Raw genomic sequence first — 15,705 nt, forward strand, 5'->3', positions numbered from 1 at the left:
CTGGTGGGTCGCGCCGCGCGGAGTCGGCGTGCCTGGCACGGAATGCGCGACTTTTTGGCCAAATCCGCTTTGTCACGTATGCGCCGGTTTCCTGTCGCCATTTGATGCGCTATGCAGCGCAGGAGCCAGCAAGATACGCCAACGGCGGCAAGCCAGTGCGGAGGGGTTGATGAGCGATATCGAACGCGAAAGCATGGAATTCGACGTGGTCATCGTCGGCGCCGGTCCGGCCGGCCTGGCCGCGGCCATCCGCCTCAAGCAGGTCAATCCCGAACTCTCCGTCGTCGTGCTGGAAAAGGGCGGTGAGGTCGGCGCCCATATCCTGTCGGGTGCCGTCGTCGATCCGATCGGCATCGACCGGCTGCTGCCCGGCTGGCGCGAGGAGGAAGGTCATCCCTTCAAGACGCCGGTCACGGCGGACCATTTCCTGGTGCTCGGGCCTGCCGGCTCGTTTCGCCTGCCAAACATCCTGATGCCGCCGCTGATGAACAATCACGGCAACTACATCGTTTCGCTCGGCAACGTCTGCCGCTGGCTGGCGACCAAGGCCGAGGCGCTTGGCGTCGAGATCTATCCAGGTTTTGCCGCGGCCGGCCTGCTTTACAATGAGGAAGGCGCCGTCACTGGCGTCGTCACCGGCGACATGGGCGTCGAGAAGGACGGCACGCATGGTCCGGGCTTCGCGCCGGGCATGGCGCTGATGGGCAAGTATGTGCTGATCGGCGAGGGCGCCCGCGGTTCGCTCGCCAAGCAACTGATCGCCAGGTACAAACTCTCCGATGGCCGCGAGCCCGGAAAATACGGCATCGGCCTCAAGGAACTCTGGCAGGTCAAGCCGGAGAACCATCGGCCGGGTCTGGTGCAGCATTCCTTCGGCTGGCCGCTGGACATGAAGACCGGCGGCGGTTCGTTCCTCTACCATCTTGAGGACAACCAGGTGGCGGTCGGCTTCGTCCTCCACCTCAACTACAAGAATCCTTATCTGTCGCCCTTCGAGGAATTCCAGCGCTTCAAGACCCATCCGGCGATCGCAGGCACGTTCGAGGGGGCCAAGCGCCTCGGCTACGGCGCGCGCGCCATAACCGAGGGTGGCTGGCAGTCGGTGCCGAAATTGTCCTTCCCGGGTGGCGCGCTGATGGGATGTGCGGCGGGCTTCGTCAACGTGCCGCGCATCAAGGGCTCCCACAATGCGGTGCTGTCGGGGATGCTGGCGGCCGAGCATGTCGCCGAGGCGATCGGCGCAGGGCGTGCCAATGACGAGCTTTCCGCCTACGAGCAAGCCTGGCGGGCGACAGACATCGGCAAGGACCTGAAGAAGGTGCGCAACGTCAAGCCGCTATGGTCGCGCTTCGGCACCATCGTCGGCGTCGGCCTCGGCGGCCTGGATATGTGGCTGAACACGCTGTTCGGCGTCTCGCCCTTCGGCACGCTGAAGCATGGCAAGGCCGATTATGCGACGCTCGAGCCTGCCGCCCGGCACAAGAAGATCGCCTATCCGAAGCCGGATGGCGTGCTCACCTTCGACCGCCTCTCCTCGGTGTTCCTGTCCAACACCAATCACGAGGAAAACGAGCCGGTGCACCTGCTGGTCGGTGACATGGACCTGCAGAAACGCTCGGAACACGATGTCTTTGCCGGGCCCTCGACACGCTATTGTCCGGCCGGTGTTTACGAATGGGTCGACAAGGACGGCAACGCCGCCGCCGACCCCGCGGCGAAAGATGTGCGCTTCGTCATCAACGCGCAGAACTGCGTCCACTGCAAGACCTGCGATATCAAGGATCCGAACCAGAACATCAACTGGGTTCCGCCGCAAGGCGGTGAAGGACCGGTCTACCAAGGTATGTGAGCCCAAGCGCCGGCAGGCCGTCTCGATCCGGCCGAAAGTGCCAGACGTGAGCGGCAGCGGATCTGCTTTCGCCGTCGCGAAACGGGCGGCTTCGCTTAAGCCCGTTGAAGCGCCGCGCCGAGTGTGGTCTGCTCGGCCACCCACAAAGGAGGCGGACATGCGTCTGACCAGCCTGACACTGCTCGCCGCGGCTTGCGTGCTGTCCTGCTTGTCGGACGCATCGGCGGGCACAAAGCTCGTCGTTCACGTTCGTAGCTATGATGTCGCCGGAAACACCGGGGCCGACCTTATCGAGGCCATGGACAGGCAGGGACCCAAGCACGGCTATATGACGCGCGCTATCGCCGAAACTGGCTACACCGTGCATTGGGATCTCGATATCAGCCGCCAGGATGGAATCTGTCATTTGCGGCAGGCTAACGGCACGCTCGATCTGACCTACACCTTTCCGCGGCTCTCGCCGACCAGCCAAGGTCTGCGCAAGCGTTGGGATCGATTCATGGCTGGCGTGCGCAAGCACGAGCACACCCATGGCCGGATTGCGAAAGAGATGATGGGGGCCACCGAGACGGCGCTTACCGGCCTGGAACGCCCGGACAACTGGTTCTGCACGGGCACACACCTTGAGGCGAGGCGGCGCATCAACACCATCTATGCCGAATACGAAGCCAAGCAGAACGCCTTCGACGCGCGCGAGCATCGTAGCGGCGGCCATGTCGAGCACCTTGTCGCCACGCTGATCAAACCCTGACTGCTGCGCTGCGAGCGTTGGCGCCGTTTCGGGGTCAGCCGCGCGGCTTGTTTTGAACGTCGCTTGCCGCGAGTGCACTGTCATGCTCGTCATGAGGCTGCTTGTCGCGAGGCCGCAGCGTGAACTCGACCAGCACCGGCAGATGGTCGGAGCCGGTGTCCTCCAGCCGCGCCGAAGACAGGATTGTCAGCCCGCCCTTGCTGAACACCTGGTCGATCGGCAGGCCCGCGTAGCGGCGCAGGAAATCGGGCAGGGTGCGATGGATCCAGGTCGGTCCGGCCGAAGGCATGAGTGTCAGCCCGCCAAGGGCCGCGACCCGCCGCACCGCGGCACTCCACGGCACGCCATTGCAATCGCCGGCCATGATCGCGGTCTCGCCGAGCGCGGCCAGTGGCTGCGCCAGTTCGCCGATCTGCCAGTATTGCTCCTTTGGCCAGGGCCAGCTCAAATGGATCGCGGCGACATCGACATTGCTTCCGCCAAAGTCGATGGTGGCGGTCGCCATCGCGCCGCGCGGCTCGCAACGCGGCGCGGTGCCGGCGGCAAACGGCCGGCGCGACAGCAACGCCACGCCGAACGTGCCGTTGGGGTAAGGGCAGAGCATCCGGTAGGGGTAGGCGCCGGCGATATAGCCAAGCTCGGTCGCCCACATCGCCGATACTTCGTCGAGCGTGATCACGTCCGGCCTGGTGCGGCCGATCAGCGAAAGCACCTTCTTGGGCGTTGGATTGTTGAAGCGAAGGTTCATCTGCAGCAGGCTGTAGACGATCTGGTCGGCAGGCTTGGCAACCGCCGGCTGCGGCCACGGCCTGGGCAATGCGCTTGCCGTCGTGGCCAGGCAGGCGATGGCGAAGAGCAGTGCCGCGGCCGCCTGCAGCCGGTAGGAACTCGCAAGCAGCGGCAGCGCCAGAAGCGCCATCAGAACGCTGAGGTGAATGCGGAAATGCGAGAAGGAATCGAAAGCGGGGTGCAACACGCCGAAGAACCCGGCCAACAAAGCGGCCGACACTGCCGTCATCGCCAGGAATGCCAGCCCAGCCGTCATGTTCAAGCGCGCGCCTGTTGTCATCGAGGTCGTGTCTGCCGAATGCCGTCTGACGATCCGTTCGACTTGCTTATCGGCTAAATTACGGCCTGAGCAAGACGACGAATTGCCTCGCCGGGGCTTCGCGCGACCGCCTACTGGAATGCCGTCTCCGAAAAGCTCCGGAGCTTGCGCGAATGCAGCCGCTCCATCGGCATCTCGGCCAGCTTCTCCATTGCCCTGATGCCGATGGTCAGGTGCTGCGCCACCTGCCGCTTGTAGAACTCGGTCGCCATCCCTGGCAATTTCAGTTCGCCATGCAATGGCTTGTCGGAAACGCATAGCAGCGTGCCGTAGGGGACGCGGAAGCGGAAGCCATTGGCCGCGATCGTCGCCGATTCCATATCGAGCGCGATGGCGCGCGACTGCGACAGGCGCTGCACCGGTCCGCGCTGGTCGCGCAGTTCCCAGTTGCGGTTGTCGATGGTGGCGACGGTGCCGGTGCGCATGATGCGCTTCAGGTCATAGCCTGACAGGCCGGTAACCTCGGCCACAGCCTCCTGCAGTGCAACCTGGATCTCGGCCAGCGGCGGGATCGGCACCCAGACCGGAAGGTCGTCGTCCAGCACGTGGTCGTCGCGCACATAGGCATGCGCCAGCACATAGTCGCCCAGCGCCTGGGTGTTGCGCAGACCGGCGCAGTGGCCAAGCATCACCCAGGCATGCGGCCGAAGTACCGCGATATGGTCGGTGATGGTCTTGGCGTTGGAAGGACCCACGCCGATATTGACCATGGTAATGCCACCATGGTTCGGCTTCTTCAGATGGTAGGCCGGCATCTGCGGCAGGCGCTGAGGCGCCACGCCTTCGCTAGGCGCACTTTGCCCGGCCCGGGTGACAACGTTGCCCGGTTCGACAAATTCCGTGTAGCCGCCACCGCCTTTTTCCATCAGGTCGCGGGCGCGGGCGACGAACTCGTCGATGTAGAACTGGTAGTTGGTGAACAGCACGAAGTTCTGGAAATGCTGTGGGCTGGTCGCGGTGTAGTGGGTCATGCGGTGCAGTGAATAATCGATGCGCTGCGCGGTGAACGGCGCCAGCGGCCGGGGCTCGCCGAGGGCGACCTCGAACGTACCGTTGGCGATCTGATCGTCGGTGCCGTCGAGATCCGGCACGTCGAACAGGTCGCGGATCGGCCGCTTGATGCGTTCGGTGTCAGCGCCGTCGACATAGGTGCCTTCCAGGAAAGCGAAATGCAGCGGGATCGGCGTGGTCGATTCCGAGACGGTCACCGCTACGCCGTGATTGCGCATGATCAGCCGAAGCTGCTCGATCAGATAGCTCTCGAACAGGTCCGGCTGGGTGATCGTTGTAGCGAAATGGCCGGGGGTCGGCATGTGGCCATAGGCCTGGCGCGAGTCGACCTGGGTGAACGAACTGGTGGTGACGCCGATCTCGGGGTAGAAGGCCCGGTAGCGCTTGCTGTTGTCGCCGCCGGCGGCAAGTGCCGCGAAGGAGTTGCGCAGGAACTTGGTGTTGCGGTCGTAGAGCACCTGCAGCGCGGCAACGGCCTTTTCGGCCTTGTCGAAGCTTTGCCGGCCAAAAGGCTCGGGCATGACGACGGATTCGATGGCTTGGGGATAGATTCGCTTTTCCATGGCCCAATATAGAGACTTGGATGGGCGGTTGGGAGGGGGCTCGCCGCCGAAGACGCTCAAAGCGCCATTTTTCTTCAACCCCGCTGCAGGCTGACCAGCAGCACGAAGCCGACCCCGGACTTTCTGGGCGCCGGCGCCTCGATCGTCGAGCCGGCGTCGGCGCGCATCATCGGTACCGCCAGGACCGGAGCGGCCAGGAGCACCAGGATAAGCGCCGCCCGCGGCAGGAGCCGGAGGGTCTTGAGGGCGTTGGCGGCGATGCGGTTCATGATGTCCGTGCTTTTCTTTTCGAGGTCCGGGTTCTCTGTTTCAGTGACGAGGATTGGTCGGGCAAGCGAGGCCGCATATTCTGGTGGCTTCGTCCCAGGAGCGGGGGGAACGGCCCGCTTCGGCGACGAGGATGGCGAAGAACATTCCAAACAGGCTCATCAGCAGGCAGACGATGGTGAAGCGGCGAGCAAGCATTTGGGTCCGTGTCTCCTTCAACACGTACGAGATTGCCCTGACGCCTCTGAACCGGCTCTGATGAAGGCGTTCATCTGCGGTTCAAATTGATTGACGGGACCTTGATCGAGGCGCCGCCGGCCCGTCAGCCATCGAGCGGGCAGCGCATCGACAAACGGAAACGGGGCCCGCAGGCCCCGTTTTGAGATAACAAGGAAATGGTCGATCAGAGCTTGTGCCAGGTCTGGCTCTTGCAGATCAGTCCGCCGAGCACGCAACCGCTCATCTTCAGCGAGGTGCCCGACAATGTCGCCTTGCCCGAATAGGTCCTGTCGTTTGCCGGATCGGTGATGTTGCCGGCATACTTGTTGTCGCCGGCCGCCTTGAGCGAGCCGATGGTCTTGCCGGCATATTTGCCTGACTTGAGCGTGATGGAGAACGAGCTGCTGCCTGAAATGGCCGCAGTGTCGCCTGCCTGCGTTTTCCAGTTGCCCTCGATCGGATCGGCCCATGCCGCGCCGCCCAGGATCAAAGTGGCCGCCAAGGCCAGGCTCGCTTTTCGAAACATGTCTTTCCTCCCTTTGGATAGCCGGCCGGATGTTCCGCATCGCCGGTCTGCCGCTTACGCAAACGTAAGCTAATCCAGCTCCCGCCAAAACGAAAGCGGTGCCGCTACGGAAGACTTTGGCATTTTAGAGATGCCCGAATTCGCCTGGTCGGCAGGGAAATGAAGACGATCGGCGTGTCGTGTTTGTTTCCCGTGGTTAGCGGAGTGTTGATCGCCGTCCCGAAAATTTTTGTCAAATTTGGCGAAAACCAGCCGAATTGCTGGCTTTGTATCCTTAACGAATTTCCGCGTTTACCTCTTGTTTTAGCTTTGTTTTCCTCAAATTAAGCACGCCATTTAACGACGGATTCAAGCCTGCGCGGCATTCTCCAAAGCATCGAAAGAGCGGCCCGGGCAAGACAAACGGAGGCAGCTCTCGGGAGCCAGACAGGGGACTAAAATGGCACGTTTTGAAATGCTTGAAACAGGCTTCGGCGCCATGGGGGCAACTGCCCAGGCCGATATTCTTTTCGAACTGGGCATGATGTATGCGACCGGTCGCGACTGCGAGACCGACGTCGTTGCCGCCCACAAATGGTTCAATATCGCCGCCATCAAGGGGTCAGCCCGCGCCGCCGAATTGCGCTCGGAACTGTCGGCGGCCATGTCGAAGGTCGAGATCGCCAAGGCGCTGCGCGAAGCCCGCGAATGGATGACCATGCATTAAGGTTGCGCCAGACGGGGAATGCCTTGGCCAAGACCGCTTAAGACGGTCGGGCCGAAACAGGGACAAGGCTGCGCTGACAGCCAGGCCACGGGCCATCAACAAAAGAAAGCGGCAGGCCGACAGGTCCAAGCCGCGCGACGGACCATGATCCCGAAGTGGAATCGGGGTTTCGGAATGATCATGGCCAACAGGAAGACAGGGAAGGCGAAGTTGGGTTCGCGGCGCGGGGGCGCTGGGGAAACAGCCCGACAGGCAAAAAAGCCACGACCGGCCGGAACAAGGCCGGCGTGGCTTTTTTGCGTGGATGAAGCCCCACAGGCCCAATCGAGTGGCGCCAATGCGCCTAGACAGGCCCTATGAAGGATGAAATTGTCCGGCCTCTCTGGAAGAAGCGCGGCCGGGGCGGCCGCGCGCGAGTGGAGGAGTTCCATTGTCATGAAAAAAATGAGTATTTTGAGCGCGGCCGTTTTCGGCCTGATGATGAGCGCGCCGGTCGCATTCGCCGACGACATCACCGTCTCGGTGGTCGGCCCGATGACCGGACAGCTCGCCACCATTGGCGATCAGTTCAAGCAGGGCGCACAGGCCGCGGCCGATGCCATCAACGCCGCGGGCGGCGTCAACGGTTCGATGATCAAGCTCGACATTGAAGACGACCAATGCGACCCCAAGCAGGCCGTGTCGGTCGCCAATCGCATCGTCGCCAATGGCGTCAAGTTCATCGACGGCCATGCCTGCTCGGGTTCGAGCATTCCGGCCTCGGCCGTCTATGCCGAAGCCGGTGCGCTGATGATGAGCCCGGCATCCTCGAACCCGGTGCTGACCGACGCCGCGGCCAAGGCCGGCTGGCCGACGATTATGCGCCTCTATACGCGTGACGACGCACAAGGCGCCTTCATCGGCCCGTGGATCGCCAAGAAGTATGCCGGCAAGAATGTCGTCATCCTGCACGACAAGAGCGCCTACGGTCAGGGCGTGGCCGACGCCGTCAAGGCAACCATGAATACCGGCGGCCTCAAAGAAGTCTACTATGACGCCATCAACCCCGGCGAGAAGGACTATTCGGCGCTTGTCACCAAGCTGAAGGATCTCAAGGCCGATGTCGTCTATTTCGGCGGTTATCATCCTGAGGCGGGCCTGATCCTGCGCCAGTCGGCGGAGCAGAACCTGAAGTTCCAGCTGATCATGCCGGACTCCATCGCATCGCCGGAGTTCTGGCAGGTTGCCGGCCCGGCCGGCGAGGGCACCATGTTCGTGTTCCCGTCGGATCCGCAGGCGAAACCGGAGGCCAAGGCGGCCGTCGAGAAGATCAAGGCCGGCGGCTTCGTGCCGGAAGGCTTCACGCTGTTTTCCTACGCCGTGGTCCAGGCTTTCGCCGAAGGCATCAAGCGTGCCGGCAGCGACGACCCGGCCAAGGTTGCCGAAGCGCTGAAGAACGGCACGCCGATCAGCACCGTTGTCGGTGACGTCACCTTCGACGAGAAGGGCGACCTCAAGAACGCCAGCTACGACATCAATCAGTGGCATGACGGCAAGTACGCGCCGATCGCGCAGTAAAAGTACCGATCTTCAGATACTTAAGGAAATGGCCGGGTTCGTCCCGGCCATTTCTGTTTACGGTCCGCGATGCGCTCCTTCTATCCGCCGGCGGCGGGGGTCGACGCGCTCTGTTCCTCGGCAAACCGCACCAGCACCGTCCCGTCGGTGACCTGTGCCCCTTCTCCGGCAATCTCGGCGATCGTCCCGTCATGCGGGGCGGCGATGGTGTGCTCCATCTTCATCGCTTCGAGGATCAGCAGAGGTTGCCCCTTGATCACAGTGTCGCCTTTCGCCACGCGCACAAGCTTGACGAGACCCGGCATCGGCGCGCGCAGGCTGCCGGAGGCTGCAGTTGCTTCGTCGCTCCTGGCCAGGGGATCCGGCACGGTGAAAGTATAGCCGACAGCGCCTTCGAACACCGTGATGTGTCCGGGCCAGCGGGCGAGGCGGGGAACGGCGCGAAGGTCATGCGAATTGGTGCTGTCATAAGGCGCATCGACCGCCACCTGAAAGCGTCCGTCCGGCCGCATTGAAACCTTTGCCTGAATTGCCTCGTCGCCAAACCTCAGCCGTATGCGCCGCGCCACGCCGTGGAAATGCGCGTAGCCGGCAAGCGACGACCATGGGTCGTCCGACGACGGCAATGCTCCGGCACCTGAGGCCGCAAGCGCGGCAGCCGAGATGATTTCGCCGGTCGGCGACGCGACCGCCGTCAGCGCCTCCTGGTGTCTGCCGATCAGGCCGGTATCGACGTCTTCAGCTGCAAAATCCGGATCGGCCGCAAGAGCGGCAAGAAAAGCGGTGTTGACGGTGGAGCCGGCAATCTCGGTTTGCGCGAGCGCTGTGCGGAGCGCTTCCAGCGCAGCCAGCCTGTCCCCGGCATGGACGACGAGCTTCGCGATCATCGGGTCGTAATAGGGCGAAATGGCATCCCCAGCCCGCACGCCGGTCTCGATGCGCATTGTTGCCCCGTCGGGCGCCGCGTCGGGAAATTTCAGATGGTGCAGCGTGCCGGTCGCCGGCAGAAAGCCCTTGGCCGCGTCCTCGGCATAGATGCGCGCCTCGAAAGCATGGCCGGAAAGCGAAATTTCGCTTTGCGTCCTCGGCAGTTTTTCACCGCTGGCAACCCGTAGCTGCCATTCGACCAGATCGGTGCCGGTGACCATCTCGGTGACCGGATGCTCGACCTGCAGGCGCGTGTTCATTTCCATGAACCAGAAGCGGTCGGCCTTGAGCCCTTGCGAGGCGTCGACGATGAACTCGATCGTGCCGGCGCCAGAATAGCCGATTGCCTTGGCGGCCTTGACCGCCGCCTCGGTCATTGCCTTGCGCAAAGCCGGCGTCATGCCGGGCGCGGGGGCCTCCTCGATCACCTTCTGGTGGCGGCGTTGCGCCGAGCAGTCGCGTTCGTACAGATGCACCGCGTTGCCGAAACTATCGCCGAACACCTGCACCTCGATATGCCTTGGCTTGTCGACATATTTCTCGACCAGCACGCGGTCGTCGCCGAACGCGGCCTTGGCTTCGCGCCGGGCACTGGACAGCGCCTCGGAAAAATCATCGGGATGCTCGACGCGGCGCATGCCCTTGCCACCGCCGCCGGCACGCGCCTTGATCAGCACGGGATAGCCGATCTCGCGCGCCTTCGAGGCCAGCAGGACGATTTCCTGCGCCTCGCCATGATAGCCCGGCACGACCGGCACGCCGGCTTTTTCCATCAGCCGCTTGGCGGCGTCCTTCAGTCCCATGGCGCGGATGGAGGCCGCCGACGGGCCGATGAAAATGAGGCCGGCCGCCACCACCTGGTCGACGAAATCGGGATTTTCCGACAGGAAACCGTAACCGGGGTGAATGGCCTGCGCCCCCGTTGCCAGCGCCGCGGCGACAATCCTGTCGCCGCGCAGATAGCTCTGCCCGACGGGCGAAGGACCGATATGGACCGCCTCGTCGGCCATCTCGACATGCAGGGATCTGGCGTCGGCATCGGAATAGACGGCGACGGTGCGCACGCCGAGCTTGCGGGCGGTGCGGATGACGCGGCAAGCGATCTCGCCCCGATTGGCGATTAGGATCTTGTTAAACATGGAGCCTCCCGGATTTGCGTCGGGCGGCGCCATTCCGCCGGGCGCCTGCCTATTTGGACGCGGCGATTTCGCAGGCGCCGCCATTTGTCACCTTGTAGTGAGCGCGCGTGGCCAAGCAGGATTTCATGGCCAGCTCCTCGGCTACCTTTTGCGAAGGCGCGTTCAGCCGCGTGCCGCAGAGGATGTAGAGAGAAACCACCCGGGAGTACGGCGTGGTGGCATAAGCGGAATGGCCGCTGGACGCGACGTAGGCCTTGTAGGCCTTGGTGCATGGCGACTTCGGATCGCCATTCAAAGCCGGCGGGAACCGCTTGTCTCCCTCGCTTCCGGCCAGCGATCCGGCCACGCCGATGCCGGAAGTCGAGAATATGAGCAATGATGTAAGTATTAATGCCGACATCTTGGCCGAATATTGAAGACTCATTTTGAATCCATCCCCATTGCTCGCAGAACAAGTATTGGCAATAGCGAATGTTTTCCGTTGGCGCCAGCTTTATGGTGATGGCTTGCAATTTCGCGAGGGGGCGAATCCTGTCGCTGCCCATGTCACATCCTGAACACGCCGAAGCGTGTCTCCTCGATCTCGGCGTTGAGTGCCGCGGAAAGGCTGAGCGCCAGTACCTCGCGCGTCTTCGCCGGATCGATGATGCCGTCGTCCCAGAGGCGGGCGGATGAGTAAAGCGGATGGCCCTCATGCTCGTATTTCATCAGGATCGGCTTCTTGAATTTCGCCTCTTCCTCCGCGCTCCATTCCCCGCCCTTGCGCTCGATGCCTTCGCGCTTGACCATGGCGAGCACGGTTGCCGCCTGCTCGCCGCCCATCACCGAGATGCGGGCGTTCGGCCACATCCACAGGAAGCGCGGCGAGTAGGCGCGGCCGCACATGCCGTAATTGCCGGCTCCGAACGAACCGCCGATGATCACGGTCACCTTGGGGACCCTGGCGGTCGCGACTGCCATCACCAGCTTGGCGCCATCCTTGGCGATGCCGCCCGCCTCGTATTTCTTGCCGACCATGAAGCCGGTGATGTTCTGAAAGAAAACCAGCGGAATCCTGCGCTGACAGCACAATTCGATGAAGTGCGTGCCCTTCAGCGCGCTCTCGGAAAACAGCACGCCGTTGTTGGCGATGATGCCGACCGGCATGCCGTGGAGATGGGCGAAACCGGTGATCAGCGTGGTGCCGTAGTTTTGCTTGAACTCATCGAATTCGGAGCCGTCGACGAGGCGCGCGATCACCTCGCGCACGTCGTAGGGCTGGCGCAGGTCGGTCGGGACGATGCCATAAAGCTCATCCGCCGGATGAAGCGGCGGATTCGGTTTCTGTAAGCTCAGACTTACAGCCTTGTTCCGATTCAGGTTCTTGACGATGCGCCGGCAAATGGCGAGCGCGTGTTCGTCGTCCATTGCGTAGTGGTCGGCAACGCCGGAAAGCCGCGTATGGACATCGGCGCCGCCCAACTCCTCGGCGCTGACGTCCTCGCCGGTGGCCGCCTTCACCAGCGGCGGCCCGCCGAGGAAGATGGTCGCCTGGTTGCGCACCATGATCGTCTCGTCCGACATCGCCGGCACATAGGCGCCGCCAGCCGTGCACGAACCCATGACGCAGGCGATCTGCGGAACGCCGGCCGCCGACATGTTGGCCTGGTTGTAGAAGATGCGGCCGAAATGCTCGCGGTCGGGAAAGACCTCGTCCTGGTTGGGCAGATTGGCCCCGCCGCTGTCGACCAGATAGACGCAGGGCAGGTTGTTCTGCAGCGCGATCTCCTGTGCGCGCAGATGCTTCTTCACCGTCAGCGGATAGTAGGTGCCGCCCTTCACCGTGGCGTCGTTGACGACGACCATCACCTCGGTGCCCTCGACACGGCCGATGCCGGCGATCAGGCCGGCCGACGAGATTTCCTCGCCATACATGGCCCAAGCCGCGAACTGGCCGATCTCGAGGAAGGGCGAGCCGGTGTCCAGCAATTGCGCCAGGCGTTCGCGCGGCAACAGCTTGCCGCGACCGACATGGCGCTCGCGTGCCTCGTCGGACCCTCCGCGCTCGACGGCCTCGGCCTTCTCGCCGATGTCGGCAACCAGCGCCCGCATGCGCTCGGCATTGGCGCGGAAGGCTTCGGAGGAGGGCGAGATCTGGGTTTGCAGGATAGCCACGTTGTTTCTCACACCTCTTGATGCCGCCGCGGAAGCAGTGTAACAGCCCCCGCCCGGATGCTGCGTGCCAAGCGTGGCATCTTTTGTACGAATGACACCCTCAGGAGGCGACGATGAAAGGCATGTTTTTGCATTTCAGCAGATGTCTCCCTTCGGCCATGGCCTGACGCCGCCGGAGGGCGGCTTTCCACGTTCCGAATTTGAGCAAGAGGAACACCGCGCTTTGAGGCTCGGTGGGTGTCAAAATGTATTTGCGGTTCGTAACGCCGCTGATCCATCCGAAGAGCCGGGTGGAGACCGGCTTTTTCCACGCGTCCTGGTATTTGTACCGGAACGGCTGCCCGGACTGGATTCATGACGAACTGCAGGGCCAGTTCGACTGGTTCAATCAGCACTTGCCCATTCCAGGTCGGGTTGGTCGGCATTTCAAGCGCCGTAGTTCGATCTGAGGCATCTGCTGGTTCCATCCGGACGCCAGGGAAGCAATTAGCCGGGCGCGCTATTGTGCCTGGTTGATCGAGGAGGGCGGTTTGCCGGTGCGCTCCATCACGTCGGTGCGCCAGCGCGAGGTTCTGTGGCGCGACCCGCACCAGATCGTTGCCAAGCCAACCGATGACCTGCCCAAGGCATTCGGTTGAGGCGGCGGAGGGGGACATCACACCCCCTCCGCCATGATTTCCCGCCCGATCAGCCAGCGGCGGATTTCGCTGGTGCCGGCGCCGATCTCATAGAGCTTAGCGTCACGCAAAAGCCGGCCGGTCGGATAGTCGTTGATATAGCCGTTGCCGCCAAGCAGCTGGATAGCATCGAGCGCCATCTGCGTCGCTTTCTCGGCGGCAAACAGCACACAGCCGGCGGCATCCTTGCGGGTGGTCTGGCCGCGGTCGCAGGCGGCCGCGACGGCGTAGACATAGGCGCGCGCGGCGTTCATCGCCGTATACATGTCGGCGAGCTTGCCCTGCACCAGCTGGAAGTCCCCGATCGGCTGGCCGAACTGCTTGCGATCGTGAACATAGGGGATCGCCACGTCGAGGCACGCCGCCATCAGGCCGATCGGGCCGCCGGCAAGGACGGTGCGCTCATAGTCGAGGCCGGACATCAGCACTTCGATGCCACGGCCTTCCTCGTGCAGCACATTGTCGAACGGCACCTCGACATCACAAAAAACCAGCTCGCCGGTGTTGGATCCCCGCATGCCGAGCTTGTCGAGTTTCTGCGCCACCGAAAACCCCGGCATCGCCTTTTCGACGATGAAGGCGGTGATGCCGCGCGACTTCCGTTCCGGGTCGGTCTTGGCGTAGACGACCAGGGTTTCGGCGTCCGGTCCGTTGGTGATCCACATCTTGGTGCCGTTGAGCACATAGCGGTCGTTGCGCTTTTCGGCGCGCAGTTTGAGCGACACCACATCGGAGCCGGCTCCGGGCTCCGACATGGCGAGCGCGCCGACATGCTCGCCCGAACACAGCGGCGGCAGGTATTTCTCCTTCTGTGCCGGCGTTGCCCACCGGTTGATCTGGTTGACGCAGAGATTGGAATGGGCGCCATAGGACAGGCCGACCGAGGCCGAGGCCCGCGAAATTTCCTCGACGGCGATCACATGGGCGAGATAGCCCATGCCGCTGCCGCCGAAATCGGGATCGGCGGTGATACCGAGCAGGCCGAGCGCGCCGAGCTCGCGCCACAGATGCGCCGGGAATTCGTTCTCCCGATCGATGTCGGCGGCGATCGGAGCGATCCTCTCCTGCGCGAAGCGCCTCACAAGGTCGCGCAACGCCTCGACGTCCTCATCATGCCCGAAGCTGAGCGTGTTCGTGTACATGCCGTTCCTCCCCGGTACCAACCCCGATGTTCGCGCCGACTAGGCGCATTGTCATCGAAAGATACGTCGCCGTGACTTCAGCGAGCGACAGTCGCTCGCCCGGCCGGAACCAGACGATGACGCCGGTCATCATCTGGATCAGCGCCATGGCCGTCAGGCCGGTGTCCTCGATGTTGAAAATACCCGCCTCGACGCCATCGCGCAGAACGGCACGCAGTTCCTTTTCGTAGGCCGTGCGCATGCGCAGGATCTGCGTCAGCCTGTCGGGCGAGAGGCTGCGCAATTCCATGTTCGACACATGGGTGGCATGGCGGCGCTCGATGTGAAAGGCGATGTGGTTGCGCACGTAGGCGGCAAGCTGCCGCGCCGGATCCGCACCGGCCGGCCTGGAATGCTCCCAGGCCTCGCGAAGCCCTTGCATATGGTCGCGCATCAGCGTGAACAGCAGGTCTTCCTTGGTTGGAAAATAGCGATAGAGCGCGGCCGCCTGAACGCCGACCTCGGCGGCCAACTGGCGCATCGACATCGCTTCATAACCGTAACGCGCGATCAGGTTGACCGCCGCCTCACGGACTGCCGCTTCGGTTCGCCCGCCGTCTGACCCTGTGGTGCGCGCCATCGTCGCCTCGTTGACGGCAGAATAATAAAACAAACGTTCAATTAATTCAAGCGGGCGGAAATCCGCCTATGCGATGATCCTGAAATCTCCAGGCGTGGCCCAGGTTTCCAGCTCTTCCACATCGATGCGCGAGACAGCCGCGCCCGGCGGGCCTTGCCGAAGCCGTTCGATCATGGCCACGACGGCCGTGTCGGCGCCGGCGAACCATGCCATCACCGAGCCGTCTCCTTCGTTGCGCACCCAGCCCAGCAGCCCGAGCCTTGTTGCTTCGCCCCGCGCCCAGATCCTGTAGCCGACGCCTTGGACCTTGCCGTATATGCGCGCCTGCACTGCCCTTTTCCGGTCATTCATGGCTCACTCCGTCGCATAGAGTCTGGCGAAGTACCGAACGAAGGCAATTGGCTTGAGGTACGATCCATCGAAGAGCTCGGAATTCCTTGCGCGTGCAAGGCATCTGCTCGGTGCGGCGATCGCTCCCGAGCCTCGCGAA

The 15,705-nt window shown here is 63.1% G+C and carries 16 protein-coding genes; 5 read left to right on the forward strand and 11 right to left on the reverse strand.

The window, feature by feature from the left end:
- Positions 1-169: 169 nt before the first annotated feature.
- Positions 170-1,849, forward strand: a complete 1,680-nt coding sequence (locus LB556_RS08975) for an electron transfer flavoprotein-ubiquinone oxidoreductase (protein WP_224566236.1) — start codon at positions 170-172, stop codon at positions 1,847-1,849.
- 157 nt (positions 1,850-2,006) lie between these two features.
- Positions 2,007-2,600 (forward strand): DUF922 domain-containing protein, encoded by a 594-nt coding sequence (locus LB556_RS08980; protein ID WP_224566238.1) that lies wholly within the window; start codon positions 2,007-2,009, stop codon positions 2,598-2,600.
- Between the two features lie 34 nt (positions 2,601-2,634).
- Here the strand turns inward: LB556_RS08980 and LB556_RS08985 are convergent, their stop codons facing one another.
- The 5 genes from LB556_RS08985 to LB556_RS09005 all read right to left on the reverse strand — a co-directional run bounded on the left by LB556_RS08985 (position 2,635) and on the right by LB556_RS09005 (position 6,294).
- Positions 2,635-3,645, reverse strand: coding sequence for an endonuclease/exonuclease/phosphatase family protein (locus LB556_RS08985; RefSeq protein ID WP_224566728.1), 1,011 nt, complete (start codon positions 3,643-3,645; stop codon positions 2,635-2,637).
- Between the two features lie 134 nt (positions 3,646-3,779).
- Positions 3,780-5,240, reverse strand: coding sequence for an AMP nucleosidase (locus LB556_RS08990; protein ID WP_224566239.1), 1,461 nt, complete (start codon positions 5,238-5,240; stop codon positions 3,780-3,782).
- A 116-nt stretch (positions 5,241-5,356) separates the two neighbouring features.
- On the reverse strand, positions 5,357-5,551 hold the full coding sequence (locus LB556_RS08995) for a hypothetical protein (RefSeq protein ID WP_224566241.1): 195 nt from the start codon (positions 5,549-5,551) through the stop codon (positions 5,357-5,359).
- A 40-nt stretch (positions 5,552-5,591) separates the two neighbouring features.
- The gene (locus LB556_RS09000; protein WP_224566242.1) at positions 5,592-5,747 is read right to left on the reverse strand and encodes a hypothetical protein; all 156 of its coding nucleotides are present in this window, start codon (positions 5,745-5,747) and stop codon (positions 5,592-5,594) included.
- 205 nt (positions 5,748-5,952) lie between these two features.
- On the reverse strand, positions 5,953-6,294 hold the full coding sequence (locus LB556_RS09005; protein ID WP_224566244.1) for a DUF2147 domain-containing protein: 342 nt from the start codon (positions 6,292-6,294) through the stop codon (positions 5,953-5,955).
- A gap of 439 nt (positions 6,295-6,733) precedes the next feature.
- Between LB556_RS09005 and LB556_RS09010 the strand changes: the two genes are divergently transcribed.
- Both LB556_RS09010 and LB556_RS09015 read left to right on the forward strand, forming a co-directional pair.
- The gene (locus LB556_RS09010) at positions 6,734-7,000 is read left to right on the forward strand and encodes a sel1 repeat family protein (protein ID WP_224566245.1); all 267 of its coding nucleotides are present in this window, start codon (positions 6,734-6,736) and stop codon (positions 6,998-7,000) included.
- Between the two features lie 435 nt (positions 7,001-7,435).
- The gene (locus LB556_RS09015; RefSeq protein WP_224566247.1) at positions 7,436-8,557 is read left to right on the forward strand and encodes a branched-chain amino acid ABC transporter substrate-binding protein; all 1,122 of its coding nucleotides are present in this window, start codon (positions 7,436-7,438) and stop codon (positions 8,555-8,557) included.
- A gap of 80 nt (positions 8,558-8,637) precedes the next feature.
- On the opposite strand, the gene LB556_RS09020 is transcribed toward LB556_RS09015, so the two are convergent.
- The 3 genes from LB556_RS09020 to LB556_RS09030 form a co-directional block, all read right to left on the reverse strand.
- Positions 8,638-10,623 (reverse strand): acetyl/propionyl/methylcrotonyl-CoA carboxylase subunit alpha, encoded by a 1,986-nt coding sequence (locus LB556_RS09020; protein ID WP_224566249.1) that lies wholly within the window; start codon positions 10,621-10,623, stop codon positions 8,638-8,640.
- Between the two features lie 49 nt (positions 10,624-10,672).
- Positions 10,673-10,969, reverse strand: coding sequence for a hypothetical protein (locus tag LB556_RS09025; protein WP_318011266.1), 297 nt, complete (start codon positions 10,967-10,969; stop codon positions 10,673-10,675).
- Positions 10,970-11,169: 200 nt separating this feature from the next.
- A complete protein-coding gene (locus LB556_RS09030; protein WP_224566253.1) occupies positions 11,170-12,777 on the reverse strand; it encodes a carboxyl transferase domain-containing protein in 1,608 nt (535 codons plus the stop codon).
- 245 nt (positions 12,778-13,022) lie between these two features.
- On the opposite strand from LB556_RS09030, the gene LB556_RS09035 reads away from it, so the two are divergent.
- Positions 13,023-13,226, forward strand: coding sequence for a hypothetical protein (locus tag LB556_RS09035; RefSeq protein WP_224566255.1), 204 nt, complete (start codon positions 13,023-13,025; stop codon positions 13,224-13,226).
- A 206-nt stretch (positions 13,227-13,432) separates the two neighbouring features.
- Here the strand turns inward: LB556_RS09035 and LB556_RS09040 are convergent, their stop codons facing one another.
- The 3 genes from LB556_RS09040 to LB556_RS09050 all read right to left on the reverse strand — a co-directional run bounded on the left by LB556_RS09040 (position 13,433) and on the right by LB556_RS09050 (position 15,566).
- Positions 13,433-14,596, reverse strand: coding sequence for an isovaleryl-CoA dehydrogenase (locus LB556_RS09040; RefSeq protein WP_224566257.1), 1,164 nt, complete (start codon positions 14,594-14,596; stop codon positions 13,433-13,435).
- Positions 14,565-15,215, reverse strand: coding sequence for a TetR/AcrR family transcriptional regulator (locus LB556_RS09045; RefSeq protein WP_224566259.1), 651 nt, complete (start codon positions 15,213-15,215; stop codon positions 14,565-14,567). Before LB556_RS09045 ends, LB556_RS09040 begins: the two co-directional genes overlap by 32 nt.
- Before the next feature lie 66 nt (positions 15,216-15,281).
- The gene (locus LB556_RS09050; RefSeq protein WP_224566260.1) at positions 15,282-15,566 is read right to left on the reverse strand and encodes an acylphosphatase; all 285 of its coding nucleotides are present in this window, start codon (positions 15,564-15,566) and stop codon (positions 15,282-15,284) included.
- Between the last annotated feature and the right edge of the window lie 139 nt (positions 15,567-15,705).

It is taken from the genome of Mesorhizobium sp. ES1-4 (genome assembly GCF_020164745.1).
Classification (GTDB): Bacteria; Pseudomonadota; Alphaproteobacteria; order Rhizobiales; family Rhizobiaceae; genus Mesorhizobium.